This window comes from Micromonospora sp. NPDC005220 (genome assembly GCF_040607895.1).
Classification (GTDB): domain Bacteria; phylum Actinomycetota; class Actinomycetes; order Mycobacteriales; family Micromonosporaceae; genus Micromonospora.
The window spans coordinates 1-20,265 of the sequence record NZ_JBEXHP010000101.1 but is presented as its reverse complement, the minus strand read 5'-3'; the positions used below and the strand labels follow the sequence as shown (position 1 = coordinate 20,265).

The 20,265-nt window shown below is 71.1% G+C and carries 14 protein-coding genes and 1 pseudogene; 8 read left to right on the top strand and 7 right to left on the bottom strand.

Translation table 11 applies throughout. The features are described from left to right. Together ABZU52_RS26310 and ABZU52_RS26305 are read right to left on the bottom strand one after the other, a co-directional pair. A pseudogene (locus ABZU52_RS26310) lies at positions 1-224 on the bottom strand (hypothetical protein); the annotation flags it as partial. Positions 225-1,177: 953 nt separating this feature from the next. Next, positions 1,178-1,561 carry a WhiB family transcriptional regulator gene (locus tag ABZU52_RS26305; RefSeq protein ID WP_091406539.1) on the bottom strand — a complete coding sequence of 128 codons (384 nt, stop codon included), beginning with the start codon at positions 1,559-1,561 and terminating at the stop codon, positions 1,178-1,180. Between the two features lie 253 nt (positions 1,562-1,814). On the opposite strand from ABZU52_RS26305, the gene ABZU52_RS26300 reads away from it, so the two are divergent. Then, positions 1,815-2,630: a response regulator transcription factor gene (locus ABZU52_RS26300; protein ID WP_354973643.1), complete on the top strand. Its 816-nt coding sequence runs from the start codon at positions 1,815-1,817 to the stop codon at positions 2,628-2,630. Between the two features lie 65 nt (positions 2,631-2,695). Here ABZU52_RS26300 and ABZU52_RS26295 read toward each other — a convergent pair whose 3' ends face one another. Continuing rightward, entirely contained in the window at positions 2,696-3,115 is a 420-nt protein-coding gene (locus ABZU52_RS26295) for a DUF5319 domain-containing protein (protein WP_196919754.1), read from the bottom strand. Between the two features lie 186 nt (positions 3,116-3,301). Here ABZU52_RS26295 and guaB point away from each other — a divergent pair, with 186 nt between their 5' ends. Beyond that, positions 3,302-4,864, top strand: coding sequence for an IMP dehydrogenase (guaB, locus tag ABZU52_RS26290; protein ID WP_354973642.1), 1,563 nt, complete (start codon positions 3,302-3,304; stop codon positions 4,862-4,864). A 30-nt stretch (positions 4,865-4,894) separates the two neighbouring features. Continuing rightward, positions 4,895-6,013, top strand: coding sequence for a GuaB3 family IMP dehydrogenase-related protein (locus ABZU52_RS26285; RefSeq protein ID WP_124778268.1), 1,119 nt, complete (start codon positions 4,895-4,897; stop codon positions 6,011-6,013). A gap of 66 nt (positions 6,014-6,079) precedes the next feature. On the opposite strand, the gene ABZU52_RS26280 is transcribed toward ABZU52_RS26285, so the two are convergent. Together ABZU52_RS26280 and ABZU52_RS26275 are read right to left on the bottom strand one after the other, a co-directional pair. Beyond that, the gene (locus tag ABZU52_RS26280; protein ID WP_354973641.1) at positions 6,080-9,397 is read right to left on the bottom strand and encodes a ThuA domain-containing protein; all 3,318 of its coding nucleotides are present in this window, start codon (positions 9,395-9,397) and stop codon (positions 6,080-6,082) included. 214 nt (positions 9,398-9,611) lie between these two features. Further along, the gene (locus ABZU52_RS26275; RefSeq protein ID WP_354973640.1) at positions 9,612-10,727 is read right to left on the bottom strand and encodes a sugar phosphate isomerase/epimerase; all 1,116 of its coding nucleotides are present in this window, start codon (positions 10,725-10,727) and stop codon (positions 9,612-9,614) included. A 313-nt stretch (positions 10,728-11,040) separates the two neighbouring features. Here ABZU52_RS26275 and ABZU52_RS26270 point away from each other — a divergent pair, with 313 nt between their 5' ends. Both ABZU52_RS26270 and ABZU52_RS26265 read left to right on the top strand, forming a co-directional pair. Then, complete coding sequence (locus ABZU52_RS26270) at positions 11,041-12,465, top strand: M1 family metallopeptidase (protein WP_354973639.1); 1,425 nt, start codon at positions 11,041-11,043, stop codon at positions 12,463-12,465. 109 nt (positions 12,466-12,574) lie between these two features. Then, the gene (locus ABZU52_RS26265) at positions 12,575-14,032 is read left to right on the top strand and encodes a M1 family metallopeptidase (RefSeq protein WP_354973638.1); all 1,458 of its coding nucleotides are present in this window, start codon (positions 12,575-12,577) and stop codon (positions 14,030-14,032) included. Between the two features lie 7 nt (positions 14,033-14,039). Here ABZU52_RS26265 and ABZU52_RS26260 read toward each other — a convergent pair whose 3' ends face one another. After that, positions 14,040-15,158, bottom strand: coding sequence for an LCP family protein (locus tag ABZU52_RS26260; protein ID WP_354973637.1), 1,119 nt, complete (start codon positions 15,156-15,158; stop codon positions 14,040-14,042). A 145-nt stretch (positions 15,159-15,303) separates the two neighbouring features. Here ABZU52_RS26260 and ABZU52_RS26255 point away from each other — a divergent pair, with 145 nt between their 5' ends. Together ABZU52_RS26255 and guaA are read left to right on the top strand one after the other, a co-directional pair. Then, positions 15,304-17,001 carry a GMC family oxidoreductase gene (locus ABZU52_RS26255; RefSeq protein WP_354973636.1) on the top strand — a complete coding sequence of 566 codons (1,698 nt, stop codon included), beginning with the start codon at positions 15,304-15,306 and terminating at the stop codon, positions 16,999-17,001. A gap of 66 nt (positions 17,002-17,067) precedes the next feature. Further along, positions 17,068-18,624 carry a glutamine-hydrolyzing GMP synthase gene (gene guaA, locus ABZU52_RS26250; protein ID WP_354973635.1) on the top strand — a complete coding sequence of 519 codons (1,557 nt, stop codon included), beginning with the start codon at positions 17,068-17,070 and terminating at the stop codon, positions 18,622-18,624. A gap of 7 nt (positions 18,625-18,631) precedes the next feature. Here guaA and ABZU52_RS26245 read toward each other — a convergent pair whose 3' ends face one another. Further along, complete coding sequence (locus ABZU52_RS26245; protein WP_354973634.1) at positions 18,632-19,000, bottom strand: PspC domain-containing protein; 369 nt, start codon at positions 18,998-19,000, stop codon at positions 18,632-18,634. Positions 19,001-19,143: 143 nt separating this feature from the next. Here ABZU52_RS26245 and ABZU52_RS26240 point away from each other — a divergent pair, with 143 nt between their 5' ends. Then, positions 19,144-20,094: an NUDIX domain-containing protein gene (locus ABZU52_RS26240; protein WP_354973633.1), complete on the top strand. Its 951-nt coding sequence runs from the start codon at positions 19,144-19,146 to the stop codon at positions 20,092-20,094. Positions 20,095-20,265: the final 171 nt, after the last annotated feature.

Genomic DNA, 20,265 nt, shown 5'->3' with positions numbered 1-20,265 from the left:
GTCGCGGCGATGATCGCCTTGACGTTGGCCGTCTGCTCATCGTTGAGGGTGATCCGGGACTGGTCGCCCTGCGGCTTCGGCGCCGCCGACTGCACGGCCACCGCGACCGGCTTGGCGTCCACGGCCGGGGTGGCGGCGTGGGCGGCGATCGGACCGGCGAAGACACCACCGGCGAACGCGAGACCAGCAACGGACAGCATGCTCTTACGGATGATCGTGTTCATGGGGGTAGCTCCTTCGGGGGTAGAACACCCGCACACCGATCGGGGGAACGGCGGTCACGGGTGTGAGCACCTCGTCCGGCGCTGCACACAACAAGGGGGAAAAGTCTTCGGGGTGACGCCCACCGGGGGCGCCGATCGGCGACTTCACGAGCCGGGGGGCTCGTGGCGCCGGGTCCATGTGTAACGACCGGGGGGCCGGGGTCATTCCGGGGTGGCCCATCCACCGGGCACCCTCATCAAGGCGGTGCCGGGTCGGTCGTGGGGACTGCAACGACCGGGGGGCCGACAGCATTCCGGGCTGGCCCCGTCCACCGGCACCCTCATCAAGGCGGTGCCGGGGCGTTCGGTCGTGGGGACTGCAACGACCGGGCGGAGGCTGCCATTCCAACCTGCGCAACCTGCGACCCAACCCCGTGACGTGCCGGGCGGCGGGTCGGTGGTGCTGCGATCGTCAGGGTATGTAACGACCCTGGCCCGGCCATGATTCCGACCCACGGGTGGGACCGGTCACAGGATAAAGGCCGCACACCGCGCTGAAGGCCAACTCTCGCGTCAGGCCCGAATGCCCCGGACCGGACAAACCTCCCAGGATGCAGTCGGCGCTTGCCCCTTCGACCGCACGCCGGGATCTGATCCACTCGGCATCGTTGAAATCGGGGTGTCCGGATGGGCGGGATGTCCCGACGTCAAGAAATTCGTGTTGATCATGGCAGTGGCAGTGGCAGTGGCAGTGGCAGTGGCAGTGGCAGTGGCAGCGGCAGCGGTGGTGGCAGTCGCGGTGGCGGGGCGCTGATCGGACGAGGCCGGACGAGACGGACGAGACCTACGAGACCGGGCGAGACCTACGAGACCGGGCGAGACCGAGGCGAGACCGGACGGAACTGTGCGGGGGCGCGCGAAACCGCGCCTCCAGGGCGGGGGCGCGGTTTCGCGGATGTCAGGGACGTGTCGGGTCAGGCGACGTTGCGTTGGGCTGGCACGGTCGACTTGTGCGGACGGCCCAGGCGGGCCTCCAGTCGCGCGACGTCGACCCGGGCGTGCCGGCGGTCTGCCAGGTCCTCCCAGCCGACGGCGAGCAGCCGCAGGCGCTCCGACTCGCTGAAGCCACCCCACACGCCGTACGGCTCGCGTACGGAGAGCGCGTGGGCGGCGCATTCGGCGCGGACCGGGCAGGCGCGGCAGACCGACTTGGCGGCCGACTCGCGACGCAGCCGGGAGGAACCACGCTCACCGTCGGGGTGGAAGAACTGGGCGCTGTCGCGGCCTCGGCAGGCACCGAGTCGCTGCCAGTCCCAGAGGTCGACAATGGGTCCGGGCAGTCTACGTACGTTCGACATCAGCACCCCTCCTCCCGCGCGGCTCCGCGAGAATCCTTGTGGCCGGCATCCGGGCGGCGGGCCGCGCAGGCGCACCGTTCCCGGCCTGGATCTCCCGGTACCCGGGCTGTCGCCAACTCACACGTGTGTGATCGAAAACGTCCGGGAAATTGCGGCTTTTGCCCCAACTGTCGGAAAAGTTCGAAGGATTGCCGGGAACCCCCTCCCCAGCCGACCGCGTCATGGTCTGCTCGTTGGCGGAGAGGAGACCACAGTGCGTACCGTTCTTGTGTGCGTTCGGACACCACTCGCGGCCCAGCACCTTGCTTCTGCTGCCGCGCGGCTGGGGTTGTCCGCGATTGTTCGTACCGCCGTCTCTGATCCCGAGGTGATGCTGCGGCTGGCCGAGCGACCGGCCGACGTGGTGCTGGCCGACACGGCCCTCACCCGGCCGGACAGCGCCGGCTTCGTCCGCCGGGTGTTGGCGCGTGCGCCGCAGGCGGCGGTGGTGCTGCTCGGCACCGAGGAGTCCGAGGCCGCGGCGGCCAGCATCAGCGCCGGTGCCCGGGGGCTCATCCAGAATGTCGACCATGACCTGACCAGCGCGGTGGCCAAGGCTCTACTGCTGCTCACCGCGCCCGGCCGCGCCTCCCGGCAGCGGATCACCGATCCGGCCCGCGACGCCGCGGCGGTGGGTGGTTCCGGTCGCTCCGGGCCGTCGCTGCGTGGCTCCGGTGAGCCCGGCTGGGCGGCTACGGCCGCTGACGGGCCGGCTGGTCTGGCATCGGTGCCGGTGCAGCGGGGCGACGACGAGGCGGAGGCGGGGACCGGCGAGTCGGCGACGCAGACCGACCCGGGTCGTCCGGCCCCGAACGCCCGACCCAGTCGGGCGTCGATCGGCCTTACGGAGCGTGAGCTTCAGGTGCTGCTCGGCATGGCCGAGGGCAAGAGCAACGCGGAGATCGGCCGGGAGCTGTTCGTCTCGGAGGACACCGTCAAGACGCACGCCCGCCGGTTGTTCCGCAAGCTTGGCGCCCGGGACCGGGCGCACGCGGTGGCGGCGGGGTTCCGTGCCGGTCTGGTCGCCTGACGTACGCGGTGCGCGGCAACCGGGAACGCGCTGCGCGGCAACGGGCCACCCGCCGCGCGGCGGCGTCACTTGGTGGCGGTCGGGGCGTCCGGTTCGTCCTCGGTGCCCTCGGACAGGGTGTCGTGCACCCCGTCGGCGTACCCCCGGGCGTAGTCCCAGGTCACGTAGTGGTCCGGGTCGGGGTCGTACGCGGGCTCGTGCACGCGGGGCCGACCGGAGTTGAGCAGGTGCCGCAGGTTGCCGCGGAGCAGGTCCCAGTCGAAGTAGTGCGGCTCGCGACAGTCCTCGCATTCGATCACCAGCCCGCGGACCCCGATCGGGGCCAGCAGAGCCTGGTAGATCTCCAGGTCGGCGAGGTCTTCCAGCACATCCTGCCGCTCGACGTCGGTCAGCGGATCCGGCGTCGCGTCATCGCCCGGGTCATCCAGACCCGCGGTCGGATCGGCCGGGTCGCCATTGAACGGGTCGATGGGCTCGTCGTGCACCCCCTCACCGTAGACCCAACGCGGCGCGAACGTCCGCCCCCCGGCCTCCGCGCCGAGCCGGCCTACCACGGACGGGTCGCCCAGCTCACTGGGTACGATGAAGCGACGTGCCGGCACCGTGGCGCGCTCCGGTGCCCGCCCGCGCCACCTCGCTGAAGCCCATCCGAGCAGCTCAGGGGAGCAATCGTGGAAAATTCGCCCAGCACCGATCTTCCGGCCGGCGTCGAGCACGCCGACCTGGGCGGCCACCTGCCCGAGCTGCCGGCCGGCTCCGCCCGGGTGGTTCCGCTCGGCCTCACCTTCGACGACGTGCTGCTCCAGCCGGGCGAGTCGGACGTGGTGCCCAGCCGGGTCAACACCCGGACGAAGCTCACCCGCAACATCGAGTTGTCCATTCCGCTGGTGTCCAGCGCGATGGACACGGTGACCGAGGCCCGGATGGCGATCGCCATGGCTCGCCAGGGCGGCATCGGCGTGCTGCACCGCAACCTCTCGATGGAGGACCAGGCCCTCCAGGTCGACCTGGTGAAGCGCTCCGAGTCCGGCATGATCACCAACCCGGTGACCGCCAGCCCGAACGACACGCTGCGCGAGGTCGACGAGCTGTGCGGGCGTTACCGCATCTCCGGCGTTCCGGTGGTGGACGGCGACGGCCAGTTGGTCGGCATCGTCACCAACCGGGACATGCGTTTCGTCTCCGAGCCGAACACTCCGGTCCGCGAGATCATGACCCGCACCCCGCTGATCACCGCCCGGGTCGGCGTGAGCAAGGACGACGCCCTGGCGCTGCTGCGTCAGCACAAGGTCGAGAAGCTGCCGATCGTCGACGACTCGGGCCGGCTGCGCGGCCTGATCACCGTCAAGGACTTCACCAAGAGCGAGCAGTACCCGGACGCCAGCAAGGACGATGCCGGCCGCCTGCGGGTCGCCGCCGCCATCGGTGTGGGCGAGGACGCCTACAAGCGGGCCCGTGCCCTGGTCGACGCGGGCGTCGACGTGCTGATCGTGGACACCGCGCACGGTCACCAGCGGGCCGTGCTGGACATGGTCCGCCGGCTCAAGGCCGACGTGACGGTCGACGTCATGGGCGGCAACGTCGCCACGTACGCCGGCGCGAAGGCGCTGGTCGACGCCGGCGCCGACGGTGTCAAGGTGGGCGTGGGGCCGGGTGCGATCTGCACCACCCGGATCGTCGCCGGGGTTGGCGTGCCGCAGGTGACCGCGATCATGGAGGCGGCCCGGGCCGCCCGCCCGGCCGGCGTGCCGGTGATCGGCGACGGCGGCATCCAGTACTCCGGTGACATCGCCAAGGCCCTGGTGGCCGGCGCCGACACGGTGATGCTCGGCAGCCTGTTGGCCGGTTGCGAGGAGAGCCCCGGCGAGCTGATCTTCGTCAACGGCAAGCAGTTCAAGACGTACCGCGGGATGGGGTCGCTCGGCGCGATGCAGTCCCGGGGCCAGGCCAAGTCGTACAGCAAGGACCGCTACTTCCAGCAGGACGTGCTCAGCGACGACAAGCTGGTTCCGGAGGGCGTGGAGGGCCAGGTGCCCTACCGGGGGCCGCTCTCCCGGGTGGCCCACCAGCTGGTCGGCGGTCTGCGACTGGCCATGGGGTACGCCGGTGCGGAGAACATCCCCGATCTGCACCGCCGGGGCCAGCTCATCCGGATCACCGCGGCTGGCCTGAAGGAGAGCCACCCGCACGACATCCAGATGACCGTCGAGGCGCCCAACTACCACACCCGCTGACCCACCACCCCCAACCACCTGGAGTCCCCCATGCGTGACGTGGTCGAGATCGGGCTGGGCAAGACCGCGCAGCGCGGTTACCACCTGGACGACATCGCCATCGTGCCGAGCCGCCGCACCCGGGACGTCGATGACGTCTCGACGTCCTGGCAGCTCGACGCGTACCCGTTCGGCATTCCGTGCGTCGGTCACCCCTCCGACGCCACCATGAGCCCGTCCTCGGCGGTGCGTCTCGGGCAGCTCGGCGGCCTCGGGGTGCTCAACGTCGAGGGGCTCTGGACCCGCTACGAGAACCCGACGAAGGTGCTGGACGAGCTGGCCGGCCTCGACGAGGAGGCCCGCGCCACCAAGCGGCTCCAAGAGGTGTACGCCGAGCCGATCCGCCCGGACCTGATCGCGGAACGGGTCCGCGAGCTGCGCGCCGGTGGCGGCACGGTGGCGGTGCGGGTCTCCCCGCAGCACACCTTGGCGCTGGCCCCGGTGATCCTCGATGCCGGGGTGGACATCCTGGTCATTCAGGGCACCATCGTCTCGGCCGAGCACGTGTCGACCACCGACGAGCCGCTGAACCTCAAGGAGTTCATCGCCGACCTCGACCTGCCGGTGATCGTCGGTGGTTGCACGGACTACAAGACGGCGCTGCACCTGATGCGTACCGGCGCGGCCGGTGTGATCGTGGGCATCGGTGGCGACGAGTGGTCGACCACCGAGTCGGTGCTGGGCATCCGGGTGCCGATGGCCACCGCGATCGCCGACGCCGCGGCGGCCCGCCGTGACTACCTGGACGAGACCGGCGGCCGGTACGTGCACCTGATCGCCGACGGTGACATCCAGACCTCGGGCGACATCGCCAAGGCGCTCGGCTGCGGCGCGGACGCGGTGATGCTCGGTGAGCCGCTGTCGCTGTGCGACGAGGCCCCCGCCGGTGGTGCCTGGTGGCACTCGGCCGCGAGCCACCCGTCGCTGCCCCGGGGTGCCTTCGAGGTCTCCGGTGAGCCGCTCGGTTCGATGGAGCAGCTGCTCTTCGGGCCGGCGGACGAGGCCGACGGCCAGCTCAACCTGTTCGGCGGGCTGCGTCGGGCGATGGCCAAGTGCGGTTACCGCGACCTGAAGGAGTTCCAGAAGGTCGGTCTGGTCCTCGACCGCTGACCGATCGTGAGACGCCGGAAGGCCGGCCCCGCCTGGTGCGGGGCCGGCCTTCGTCGTACCGGCGGGTCAGCCCTGGGTGAACTCCACCCAGTTGAGGTTGCCCAGGCCGCTGGTCGGGCCGCCGGGTACGGCGCGGTAGACCAGGTAGAGCCGGTGCGCTCCGGCCGGCTGGTTCACCGGCACCGCCGTGCTGGTGAAGGCCGCGTTTCCGGCCGTCGCGTTCAGCGTCGCCGTGGCGACGACCGGGCCGGTCGGCGAGTCGAGTCGCAGCTCCACCGCCGCCCGTGGGGTGCCGGCGGTGGCGGCCGAGCCGCCGGAGTGCCGCAGCGTCACGGTGGACACCCCGCCCAGGTTGATCGGGTCGAACGCGATGTGGTCGCCCGGGTCGATCGCGCTGACGTGCTGCCCACCGCCGGTGTCGCCGGTCACGGCAACCTCGACGCCCTGCTTCACCTGGGCGTTCTCGGCCTGCTGCCGGGGCGTCTGGATGATCGCCTGGCCGACCGTGGTGATCGGGGCCTGACCACCGCCGCCCAGGTCGGTGTACGAGGCGCTGATGCCGCCGTACAGGTAGCCGCCGGCGTGGTCACCGCCGTCGGCCGGGGTGGCGAGGGTTCCGGTGCAGCCGGTGGTCGAGCTGTCCGGGTGGCCGTGGCTGTCGTGGCCGAGGACGAAGGTCACGGTCACCCGCGAGCAGTCCACCGGCCCGTCCTCGGGGTCGGTCACCGTGACGGTGAACGGCACGCTCTCGCCCCAGGTGAAGAAGCTGCCGCTGACCGGGGAGGTGACGGTCACCGTGGGGGCGGTGTTGCCGACCACGATCTCCTTGGTGAGCACCGCCGTCTTCCCGCTGGAGTCGGTCACCGTCAGCTTGGCGGTGTACGTGCCGTTCGCCGTGTAGGTGAACGACGGGGCCGGGTCGGCCGAGTCGACAGTGCCGTCGCTGGTGAAGTCCCAGGCGTACGAGATGGACTCGCCCGGGTCCGGGTCGTAGCTGCCGGCGGCGGAGAATCGCACGGTGAGCGGCGCCGATCCCGAGGTGGGGGTGGCGTCGAGCTTCGCCACCGGTGACCGCTTGCCCTTGACGTACCGGATCACCGACAGTTGCGCGTCGGGGTTGGCCCGGAAGAAGCCGTCGCCGTATTCCAGCAGGTAGAGCGAGCCGTCCGGGCCGAACTCCATGTCCATCGGGTTGTCGAAGACGACGCCCGGCAGGAACTGCTCGACGCCGGTCAGGCCGCCTCGGCCGTCGGTGCGCATCATGAAGATCTTGTCCCGGGTGAACTCACCGAACACCACCGCGTTCTGGTAGTACTCGGGGAACTTCACCTCGGAGGTCGACGCCGGGTCGTAGGAGTAGATCGGTCCGCCCATCGGGCCGACGCCGCCGGTGCCGATCACCGGCCACTTGAAGTCGCAGCCGGCCGCTGGGGTCTCCAGGTACGCCCCGGCACAGGGGGTACGCGCGTCGAACGTGTACCAGAACTGCGGCTGCTCGACCTTCGGCAGCACCCGCAGACCGGTGTTGCGCGGTGAGTTGTTGACCGGGGCGCCGCAGTTGAACGGGGCGCCGGAGGTCCGGGTGACGAAGTCGTAGTCGATGTACGGCAGGCTCGGCGAGTAGCAGTACGGCCAGCCGTAGTTGCCGGCCTTGTTGGTGGCGAACCAGCGGCCGGTGCCGTCTGGTCCCCGGGTGGCGCTGGGTACGCGGGAGTCCGGCGAGTAGTCGCCGACGTACACCATGCCCTTGGCGTCCACGTCGTACCGGAAGGGGTTGCGCAGCCCCATCAGGAAGATCTCCGGTCGCGTCTTGCCGGCGGTGTCCTGCGCCTCGGGGAAGAGGTTGCCGTTCGGGATGGCGTACGTCCCGTTGGCCCGTACCTTGATCCGCAGCAGCTTGCCCCGCAGGTCGTTCGTGTTGCCCGCCGAGCGCTGCGCGTCGTAGCCGGGGCCCTGGGTCGGCGACTCGTTGATCGGCGTGTAGCCGTCGGAGCCGCCAGCGTTGGTGTCGTCCCCGGTGACGAGGTAGAGCAGTCCCTTGCCGTCGAACTTGATCTCGCCAGCCACGTGGCAGCAGATGCCGCGGTCCACGTCGACCCGGAGGATCTGCTGCTCGGTGCTCATGTCCAGGTGCGGGGTGGGGGAGTCCACCAGCTTGACCCGGGAGAGCTGGTTGTAGCCCTTGAACTTGTCCCACACGGTCGGGTCGGTGGAGGTGGCCGGTGCGTCGCCTTCGTTGACGCCCGGGGTGGCCGGGTCGTCGACGGGGGTGTTCAGCCTGGGCGCGTAGTAGATGTAGACCCACTTGTTGGTCGCGAAGTCCGGGTCGATCGCCACCGACTGGAGGCCGTCCTCGTCGTGCTGGTACACGTCGACGGTGGTGATCACCGGGCTGGCGCCGGTGGCGGGGTCGTAGAGCCGCACCTCGCCACCGCGGGTGTTGTGCAGTACCCGACCATCCGGGAGCACGGCCAGCGACATCGGCTCGCCCGGGTCGTCGTTGAGGGTCACCTTCTCGTAGTTGCCGAGAACGGTGGCACCGCAGTCACCCTCGACCACGCCGGCGGACCACTGGATGCCGCCGAGCAGGTGCTCGCGGAACTTCGCCGAGCGGTACGTCTCGATGCTGTGCCCAAGGCCGGTGTAGAAGGAGCGCCCGCCCTGGTGGTCCTTGCACCAGGTGACCGGGTGGTCGTACCCCATCGCGCCGCCGGTGTAGGTCTTCTCGTCCACGGTGGCCAGCACGTGTGCCGAGCCCCGGACGTTACGGCTGAAGTTGTACCACTCCTCGGTGAGGGTGAGCGTGCGCGGCAACGTCTCGCTGGCCGGGTGAGCCCGGTCCGCGACGTCCACCACACCACGGACGGCCGGCGTGGCGCCGGCCACCTTCGCGCCGACCAGGTCCTGGTAGAAGGCCCAGTCGGGTTCGGTCTCCGCGGCCGCGTGCACGCCGACGTAACCGCCGCCAGCCTTCACGTACGCCTCGAAGGCCGCCTCCTGGCTGGCGTTGAGCACGTTGCCGGTGGTGTTGAGGAAGACCACCGCGCGGTACTTCGCCAGCTCGGTGGCGGTGAACACGCCGGCGTCCTGGCTCACTGTGACGGTGAAGTCGTTCGCCTGGGCCAGCTGCCTGATGGTCGCGACGCCGTTGGGAATGGACGCGCGACGCTCACCGGCGGTCTTGGTGAAGACCAGCACCCCGTAGGTCTGCGGGGCGCGGGCGGTGGAGCGCAGCGCGGCGGGTCCGTTCTCAATGACGGCCGGCGCGGTGGGGGCCAGGTCGTCGGTTGGTGCGGCGGTTGCGGGGACGGCTGAGGTGAGGGGGACGGTGAGGATCAGTCCAGCGGCAATGGCGAGCCATCGTCGTCCGGTCGGTCGGGGCATCGGTTCCTCCGGTGATTGGCAGGCGCGGAGCATCCCCGGCCGGTGCCGGCCGGCAGCGCGTCTGCGTGGGGGGATGGACCGGGCGCGTCCCGTCGCCGTCCGGGAGCGCGGGGTTACCGGACCGGTGTCGACCGGCGCGGTACCCAGAGCCGGCGCGGTGCCGGCGGAGAAGGAGGGCACGACCGGCGTCGGGCGGACGCCGGTCGCGCCGGGATCACTTCTCGACGTAGATGGTCAGGTCGGACATGTTGCGGTAGCTGGTTGCCGCGAAGTCGAGCGACTGGCCCTTGTTCTCCGCGCCGCCGGGGGCGGTGTCCATCTCCCAGTTGGCGTGGTGGAAGTTCCGCTCGCCGATGGTCTGGAAGAACTGCTGGAAGTTGAGGTCGCCCTCGCCCAGCGGGGTCATCTGGTAGCCGTTGGGAACGCTGGTGTCCCCGTCACCGTCCTTGGCGTGGAAGAGCGGGAACCGGGTGGTCCGGTCGGCCACGGTGAGGATCGGGTCGAACAGGTCGGTCACCTCCTGGCCAGCCGCGTTGACGTACTTCTGGTGCTTGTAGCGGGCCACGTAGGCCCAGTAGATGTCGAGCTCGAAGAAGACGTACCGCGGGTCGGTGATCTCGAAGAAGTACTCCAGTCGGCGGACGCCGGAGGATCGGGTCTGCCGGCCCTGCGCGTCACGCGGGCCACGGTCGATCAGGAAGCTGTACGCGGCGTCGTGGTTGTGGGTGTAGAGCCGCATGCCACGGGCCCGGGCCTGCCGGCCCAGCTCGTTCCAGGTGTCCGCGGCGGCGTCCCACTCGGCCTTGTACGCGCTGCTGGTCGGGTCGCTGCCGGTGCCGATGTTCTTCATGCCGAGTTCCTCGGCGATGTCCAGTTGCTGCTGGAAGGTGGCCGCCTGGATCGAGGCGTGGGTGCCGTTGGCGACCAGGCCGTTGTCGTCGAGGATCTTGCGGATCTCGGTCGGGGTGATCTGCCGGCCGAGGATCTCGGTGCTCTGGGTGTAGCCGGCGAACTCGATCTCCTTGTAGCCGATCTCGGCGAGTCGGGCGAGGACGCGCTCGAAGCCGTACGGCACCCCGCTGTCGTCGGGCGCGGCGGTGATCCGGTCGCGGACGCTGTAGAGGATGATGCCGCGGTTCTTGGCCGGGATCAGCGGTTCGACCCGCAGCTTGCTGGCGTTGCCGGGGTTGGCGAGCGCGGGGGTGCCGGTGGCGAGGACGGGTAGGCCGGCCGCGCCGATCGCGGCGGCGGCGCCGGCGGAGGCGGCGAGCAGGGACCGGCGGCTGAGCCGACCGGTGTGGGAGGCATCGGGTGCGGTGTGGTCTGGCATCGTTCCACCTTTCGCGACGGCGATCGCCGTCGATAACGATCAGCAGAGGCGCGACGAGGTCTCGTCGCTGGGCGCCGCCGAGCGCCCGTTGGGCCAGGACGTGGTGCTGTCCGGGCCGTGATCGGTGCGAATGTTCCGAACACGTTAAATCCTGGAGACAGACACTAACGTCGGTCTACATCAAAAGAAAGTGTCGATCGGTGGCAACTTTTGTCTGTTCCGACGAAAGTCACTGATGCTCGTCGATACTGACCGCACGGCCGACGACGCTGGCTACGCTCGTCCTGACCGGAACGCCGCAGGAGGAGTGTGCATGGTCCAGATCGGACCGGTGCCGGCCGGCCGTCGGCTCGCCGCCACCGCCGCCGCGTTGACCTGCGCGATCGGGCTGGCCGCCACCGGCTGTACGGGGGATGACCGCGACGGCTTCCGGCCCGGTGCCGCCGACGTCGGTGACCCGTACGTGCCGGGGCACGGCAACGGCGGCTACGACGTCGGGCACTACGGCCTCGACGTCCGCTACGACCCGTCGACCGACCGGCTGACCGGTCGGGCCGTCATCACGGCCACCGCCACCCAGGACCTGTCCCGGTTCAATCTGGACCTGTCCGGCCTGGAGGTCGGCGCTGTCACAGTGGGCGACGCGGCCGCCGACCACCGGCGCGGCGACGGCGAGTTGGTGGTGACGCCCCGCGACGGACTGCCGCGTGGTCGGCAGTTCACAGTGACTGTCGACTACGCGGGCGTCCCCGCGGCCGTCGACGACGGGGTCCTGGGCAGCGGCGGTTTCCTGCACACCGCCGACGGCGCGGTGGCGCTGGGCCAACCCGACTCGGCCGCCACCTGGTTCCCGGTCAACGACCACCCGTCGGACAAGGCCACCTACGACCTGGCGGTGACCGTCCCGGACGGCCTGGCCGCGCTGAGCAACGGCGTACCCGGGCCGAAGAGCAGCGCCGACGGCTGGACCACCTGGCGCTGGTCGGAGCACGCCCCGATGGCCAGCTACCTGAGCACGCTGGTGATCGGTGACTACCGGGTGGTGACCAGCACGCACGCCGGCCGGCCGATGGTCACGGCAGTGGCCGCCAGCCTGCCGGCGACCGGCGCCGCGGCCACCTCGCTGGCCCGCACCGGCGCGATCGTCGACTTCCTGACCAGCCGCTTCGGCCCGTACCCGTTCGACTCGTACGGGGGGATCGTGATCGCCGACGACCGGATCGGGTACGCGCTGGAGACCCAGTCCCGCCCCGTCTACGGGCCCGCCTTCTTCGCCGACAACCGGCCGAACTTGAGCGTGATCGCACACGAGCTGGCCCACCAGTGGTTCGGCGACAGCGTGTCGCTGACCAGGTGGAGCGACATCTGGCTCAATGAGGGCTTCGCCAGCTACGCCGAGTGGCTGTGGGAGGAGCACGACGGCGGCCGGACCGCCCAGCGCAACTTCGAGATCCAGTACGCGGCGACCGACTGGGCGCAGCCGTCGGTCGAGCCGGGCCGGGAGCAGATGTTCGGCACGGCCGTCTACAAGCGCGGGGCGCTCGCCGTACACGCGTTGCGCCGGACCGTCGGTGACGACCTCTTCTTCCGCATCCTGCGCACCTGGACCACCGAGCGGGCGGCCGGCAACGCGACCACGGCGGATCTCGTCGCGCTGGCCGAGCGGGTCGCCGATCGACCACTGCGTCCGCTCTTCGACGCCTGGTTGGTGGGTGGGTCGGCCCCCACACTGCCGTGACCCGGCCCGGCTGCCCGGTCGATATGCTGCCGCCTGCGAACGGCGGGAAGCCGCAGGTTCGCGCGGGACGGCGGAGGCCGTGACCGGCCACCGGGCGGAAGGGTGTGGGATGCGGGGGACGCGGCACAGACTGCGAACGGGTGCCGGCCTGCTGGTCACCGGTGCGCTCGCACTGTCCGGATGCGACTCGACGGGCCCGGAGACGGCGCCACCACCGAGCGCGTCCCCCACGCAGGCGCGGACCTTCACCGCGGGCGCCGACGGGGTCGGCGACGCCTACTTCCCGACCTACGGCAACGGCGGCTACGACGTCGGGCGGTACACCGTGAAGGTGCGCTACGACCCGGCCAAGGACCAGTTGACGGGTACGACCACAGTGCGGGCCAACGCGACGGCCGACCTGTCGACGTTCAACCTCGACCTGGCCGGTCTGACCGTCAGCGCGGTCACCGTGGACGGCGTACCGGCGACCCACAGCCGCAAGCGGAACGAGCTGGTGATCAAGCCGGCTTCCGGCCTGATCAACGGCAACGGCTTCGTCGCCGAGGTCACCTACGCCGGCAAGCCGAAGCCGCTGAGGAACGAGACGCTCGGTGACGGCGGTTTCCTGCACACCGCCGACGGTGCCATCGCACTGGGTCAGCCCGAGTCGGCCAGCACCTGGTTCCCGGTCAACGACCACCCGTCGGACAAGGCGGCCTACGACTTCGAGGTCACCGTTCCGGACGGTCTCACCGCGATCAGCAACGGCGTTCCCGGCGGAAAGACCAGCTCGGGCGGTTGGACCACCTGGAAGTGGTCGGAGAAGTCGCCGATGGCCAGCTACCTGAGCACGCTGGTGATCGGCAAGTTCCGGATCACCACCGGTGAGCACAAGGGCCGCCCGGTCTACAACGCGGTCACCACCACCGAGGCCAAAGGCAGCGCGGACGCGTCCATCGCGCAGACCGTCGCGGTGGCCGACTACCTGGAGAGTGTGTTCGGGCCGTACCCGTTCGACGCGTACGGCGGTGTGGTGATCTCCGACAGCCGGATCTCCTACGCGCTGGAGACGCAGAGCCGACCGGTCTACGCGGCGAGCTTCTTCCGGCAGGGCGAGAACACCGAGGTCGTCGCGCACGAGCTGGCCCACCAGTGGTTCGGTGACAGCGTCGCGTTGGCCAGGTGGGAGGACATCTGGCTCAACGAGGGCTTCGCGACGTACGCGGAGTGGCTCTGGGCCGAGCACACCGAGGCGTACACCGCCAAGGAGGCGTTCGACAACCAGTACGCCAGCATGTCCGCGCAGGTGTGGAAGACACCGCCGGGCAAGCCGGGTGTGGCGAAGCTGTTCAGCGAGTCGGTCTACCAGCGTGGCGGGATGACCCTGCACGCCCTGCGGATGGCCGTCGGTGACAAGGCGTTCTTCGACATCGTCAGGACCTGGGCGGCGGAGAAGCGGGACGGCACCGCCACCACGGCCGAGTTCGTGGCCCTGGCCGAGCGGGTCTCCGGTAAGCAGCTCGACGCGCTCTTCGACGCCTGGCTGTACGGCACCAAGAAGCCCGCCCTGCCCAAGCGGCTCTGAGCGGCGGTCAGTTCTTCACGACCAGCGAGGGGTGGGTGGCCAGGTACGCGTCGGCGCGGCCGGCGCGGAGTTCGGTGAGGAACTTCCGGCCCTCGCTGGTCAACTGTTCGCCCTGGTAGGCGCTGCCCTTGCCGACGCCGGAACCGGGCAGCCCGACCAGCGTGAAACGGTTCTCCGGCAAGCCACTCAGGGCGTACGCGATGTCGACGATCCGGCGACCGCCCACGTAGACCAACGTGTCGCCGAGCGCGGAGACCACCTGGTCGACCCGCTCCGGCTGCCTGGCCAGGCCCTCGTCCAGGATCTTGCGGGTCATCGCCCGGATCAGCTGCTGCTGGTGCCGCTGCCGTGCGTAGTCACCGCCGGTGATGTAGCGCTGCCGTGCGTAGTCCAGCGCCTGCCAGCCGTTGAGGTGCCGCTCGCCCTTCTCGTAGACCTGCTGCGGCCCGGTGTACCCGCCGGGCGCGGGCTCCCGGTACTTGCCGTCCGGTCGGCGGTGCAGCGACGCGACCCGCTGGTCGACGTAGATGTCCACCCCGCCCAGGGCGGTGACCAGCCGGTCGAACCCGTTGAACGTGAGCACCGCGCCGGCGTCGATGCGCAGCCCGGTGTAACCGCTGACCGTGCTGCGCAGCAGTTCGTACCCCTGGGCTGTGCTGGGTTGTTTGGGTTTGCCCGGCACCCGGCTGCCGAAGCTCATCGCATGCGTGAGCTTGGTCTTGCCGCCCTTGTAGCCGGCCTTCGGGAACGCCGGGATGTCCACCAACAGGTCACGGGGGAGCGAGAAGAGGTACGCCCGGTCCAACCCCTTGGGTACGTGCAGCACCAGCACGGCGTCCGAGTGCGGCTCCCACCCGGGCACGCTGACCCGGGTGTCCACCCCGACCAGCAGCAGGTTGAGCGGGCCGGTGATGTCCGCGCCCGGCGGTGGACCGCTGGGGCTCGGGGTCGGCGTGCCGATCGGTGACGGGGTCGGTGAGCCGGCCACCGGAGCACCGCCGGGCTTGCTGTCGCCGGTCAGCCGGGTGATCACCACCGTGCCGGCCGCGATCAGCGCAACCACGGCGAGGGCCGTCAACCCCAGCAGCAGCCACCGTCGGCGCGGCGCCATCGACCCGAGAACCATCCTGGATTCCTTCCACCCGTCTGCTGAACAACCCTCCGACGGGTGCCCCGGGTTGCGGCCGGGAGGCGCCGGGTCGGACGGCCGGTGCATGATCGCGCGAAAAGTGCCGCTGGCGCGAGCGCTACTCGCGAGTAATGATGCGTCCATGCGGTACGACGTGGTCGTCATCGGGTCCGGCTTCGGTGGCAGCGTCACCGCGCTCCGCCTGGCCGAGAAGGGTTACTCGGTCGCGGTGCTGGAAGCCGGTCGCCGGTTCGCCGACGACGAGTTTCCGCAGACATCCTGGCGGGTCCGCCGGTTCCTCTGGGCACCGAAGCTGGGCTGCTACGGCATCCAACGGCTCACCCTGCTCCGCCCGGCCGACCGACGGTCCGGCGGTGGAGTGCTGGTGCTCTCCGGCGCGGGGGTCGGCGGCGGTTCGCTGGTCTACGCCAACACCCTCTACGAGCCGCTGCCGGCCTTCTACAGCGACCCGCAGTGGCGGGACATCACCGACTGGCGCGACGAGTTGGCCCGCCACTTCGACCAGGCGAAACGGATGCTCGGCGTCACCACGTACCCGGTGGACACCGGCGCGGACCGGGCCATGCGCGCGGTGGCCGAGCGGATGGGGGTGGGGCACACCTTCCACGCCACCCCGGTGGGCGTGCACATCGGCCGGCCCGGCCAGCGGGTCGCCGACCCGTACTTCGGTGGTGCCGGCCCGGAACGCACCGGCTGCCTGCACTGCGGCTCGTGCATGACCGGTTGCCGGCACGGGGCGAAGAACACCCTGGTCAAGAACTACCTCTGGCTGGCCGAACGGCTCGGGGTCACGGTTAGCCCGTTGACCACGGTGACCGCCGTCCGGCCCGCCGACGGCGGCGGCTACCAGGTGCACACCGAACGCACCGGCGCCTGGCTGCGCAAGGGTCGACAGGTCATCCACGCCGACCAGGTGGTCTTCGCCGCCGGGGCGCTCGGCACCCAGCGACTGCTGCATGCGATGCGGGCCGACGCGGCGCTACCCGAGCTCTCACCCCGCCTCGGCGAGCTGACCCGGACCAACTCGGAGGCGATCCTCGGCGCCTCGGTGCCACGGCAGCGGGCCCGGTCCGAGGGGTTGGACTACACCGAGGGGGTGGCGATCACCAGCTCGTTCCACCCCGACCCGCAGACGCACATCGAGCCGGTCCGCTACGGGCGCGGCTCCAACGCGATGGGGCTGCTCCAGTCGCTGCTGGTCGACGGCGGCCCGCACCGGGTACGGCGCTGGCTGGGCAGCATCGTGCGGCAGCCCGGGTTGGCCGCGCGGATGCTGTCCGTCCGCGGCTGGTCGGAACGGACGGTGATCGCCCTGGTCATGCAGTCCGTGGACAACTCGCTGACCACCCGCTGGCGGCGTGGCCCGCTCGGCCGCAGGTTGGTCACCGGCCCGGGCCACGGCACGCCCAGCCCGACCTGGATCCCGGCCGGCAACACCGCCGCCCGAATGCTCGCCGACGAGATCGGCGGCACCCCCGGCGGTTCGCTCACCGAACCGTTCGACATCCCGATGACCGCGCACATCCTGGGCGGGGCGGTCATCGGGGCGACCCCGGCCGACGGGGTGATCGACCCCTGGCACCGGGTGTACGGGCACGCCGGGCTGCACGTGGTCGACGGCGCCGCCGTCTCGGCCAACCTCGGCGTGAACCCCTCCCTGACGATCACGGCACAGGCGGAACGAGCGATGTCCTTCTGGCCCAACAAGGGGAAAAAGGACCCCCGCCCACCCCTGGGTTCCCCGTACCGCCGCCTCACCCCCGTACCCCCGCACCACCCGGCGGTCCCGGCGTACGCCCCGGGCGCGCTGCGTTCTTGAAGCCCGTCGGCCTGTGCGGCGAGCCGGTGCCGGGAATGGCGGTGACTGTCGGTAGGCTTCGTACACATGAGCCTGCCTCGCCCCGTCCTCGTGGTGGACTTCGGAGCCCAGTACGCCCAGCTCATCGCGCGCCGGGTCCGTGAGGCGAAGGTCTACTCCGAGATCGTGCCGCACTCGATGCCGGTCGCCGAGATGCTGGCGAAGAACCCCGCCGCGATCATCCTCTCCGGCGGTCCGGCCAGCGTCTACGCTCCGGACGCGCCGCAGATCGACGCGGGCGTGTTCAGCGCCGACGTGCCGGTCTTCGGCATCTGCTACGGCTTCCAGGCGATGGCCCAGGCGCTCGGCGGCACTGTCACCCGGACCGGTAACCGTGAGTACGGCGGCACTCCGCTGCGCCCCCGCCTCCTCGACCCCGGTGTGCTGCTGCGTGACCTGCCGGCGGACCTGCCGGTCTGGATGAGCCACGGCGACTGCGTCACCGAGGCGCCCGAGGGCTTCACGGTGACCGCCGAGTCGGCGGGCGCGCCGGTCGCCGCATTCGAGGACCTGGCCGGTCGGCGGGCCGGCGTGCAGTTCCACCCGGAGGTCGGGCACACCGCGCACGGTCAGGAGATGCTGACCCGTTTCCTCTACGACATCGCCGGCATCGAGCCGACCTGGACGCCCGAGAACATCATCGACGAGCAGGTCGCCCGGATCCGCGCCCAGATCGGCGACAAGGAGGTCATCTGCGGCCTCTCCGGCGGGGTGGACTCGGCGGTCGCCGCGGCGCTCGTGCACAAGGCGGTCGGTGATCAGCTCACCTGCGTCTTCGTCGATCACGGCCTGCTGCGTGCGGGCGAGGCCGAGCAGGTGGAGAAGGACTACGTCGCCGCCACCGGCATCAAGCTGAAGGTGGTCGACGCCGCCGACCGGTTCCTCGGCGCGCTCGCCGGGGTGACCGACCCGGAGCAGAAGCGCAAGATCATTGGCCGGGAGTTCATCCGGGTCTTCGAGGCCGCGGCCCGCGAGATCGCCGCCCACGGCGACGTCGAGTTCCTCGTCCAGGGCACCCTCTACCCCGACGTGGTGGAGTCCGGCGGCGGCACCGGCACCGCCAACATCAAGAGCCACCACAACGTCGGCGGCCTCCCGGAGGACCTGAAGTTCGCCCTGGTCGAGCCGCTGCGCACGCTGTTCAAGGACGAGGTCCGGGCGCTCGGCCTCCAGCTCGGCCTGCCCGAGGCGATGGTCTGGCGGCACCCGTTCCCCGGCCCCGGCCTGGCCATCCGGATCATCGGCGCGGTCGACCAGCAGCGACTCGACCTGCTCCGCCGGGCCGACCTGATCGCCCGCGAGGAGCTCTCGGCCGCCGGCCTGGACCGGGGCGTCTGGCAGTTCCCGGTGGTGCTGCTCGCCGACGTCCGCAGCGTCGGCGTGCAGGGAGACGGGCGCAGCTACGGGCACCCCGTGGTGCTGCGCCCGGTCTCCAGCGAGGACGCCATGACCGCCGACTGGTCCCGGCTGCCCTACGACGTGGTGGCCCGGATCTCCACCCGGATCACCAACGAGGTCGCCGAGGTCAACCGGGTGGTCCTGGACGTCACCAGCAAGCCGCCGGGCACCATCGAGTGGGAGTGAGCGCCGCTCAGGCGGCCGGCGGCGGGCCGAACGGGGTCGTCGGCGGGTAGGGCGGCGTCGGGGCGTACCCCTGCGGTGGCCCGCCGGGCGCGGGCCCGGCGGTGGGCGGCGGGCCGTTCTGCGGCGCGACGCCCGCGGCGTGCGGCCAGGCCGGCGCGCCGGTGGGCTCCTCCGGCATCAGGAACCACATGATCGGGTACGCGAACAGCGCGAGCCCGCCGGTGAGCAGGCCAGTGACCGCGAAGATCACTCGGACCAGGGTGGGGTCGACGGCGAAGTAGCGGCCGACGCCGCTGGCGACCCCCGCCACCATGCGGTCGGTGGTGGGTCGCCGAAGCTGCTTGTACGGGGCGTGGGAAGCGGTGGTCGATGTCATACCCCCACGGTCCGCGCTGGCGCCCGGCTCGCCCTCGGTGACCACCCGGATCAATACCCTGACCAATCCCTGATCGGGGCCAGAAAGTCAGGAATCCGACTCTTTTCCGTTCCGGTAACCCGGCCCGGGGAGAATTTGCGTCCGTGACCACCTTGCTGAAGCCGCTCCGCAGGATCGCGGCATACGCAGTTTGTGCTGATTCAAGCGGCCGAGTCCTGCTGGTCCGCGCATCGGAGCGCTCCGGCACCCCCGGAGCGTGGTCGCTGCCCGGCGGGGCGGTCGACCACGGCGAGGACCCGAACCACACTGTCGTACGCGAGACCGCCGCCGAGACCGGCCTCTCGGTCGCCGTCTCCAGCCTGGCCGACGTGCTCGCCGACATGCGGGCACTCCCCGACCGCGGCATCACCATCCACACCGACCGGCTGATCTACCGGGTGGCCGTGCGCGGCGGCACCCTCACCGACCGGGTCGGCGAACGCCCCACCGACCTGGCCCGGTGGTACACCCTCGACGAGGCGCGCGAGTTGCCGCTGCGCTCGTTCACCGCACGCGCCCTCGGGCTGCCCGCCTCCTCGGCCGACGTGGTGCCCGACGAGGCACCCGAATTCCCCTCCTTCTACGCCGTGCCCGGCCCCGACGGCCTGCACCGGGCCCAGCGGTTCGCCGCGTACGCGGTCTGCACCGACCCCGCCGGCCGAGTGCTGCTCACCCGCATCTCCGACGGCTACCCGGGCGCCGGCTGCTGGCACCTGCCCGGCGGCGGCACCGACTACGGCGAGCAGCCCGGCGCGGCCCTCATCCGAGAGTTGATCGAGGAGACCGGGCAGGCCGGCCGCCTCGTCGAACTGCTCGGCGTCGCCAGCCACCGCGACGCCGCCTCGCTCGGCCCCGAGGGCTACCCGATCGACTGGCACGGCGTACGCGCCTTCTACCGGGTCGTCGTCGACCAGCCCAACCCGCTGACCGTGGCCGACGTCGGCGGCTCCACCTGCGAGGCCCGCTGGTTCGGCCGCGAGGAGTTGGGCGCCCTCCCCACCGACCGCCTGACCGAGGTGACCGCCGAAGCAGTCCAGGCAGCCCAACTCACCTGACCCCGACCCGTCGCGCGAGGGCCGGCGGCCCGCCGCGCCGCCGACCGCGCCCACGTCCAGGCGCTGCGCGTCGGGTCTTGGGCCTCGGGCTTCGTGCCTCGGGCTTCGCGCCCCGCGCTTCGGGCTCCGCGCTTCGCGCCCCGCGCTTCGCGCCCCGCGCTGCGCGCGGCG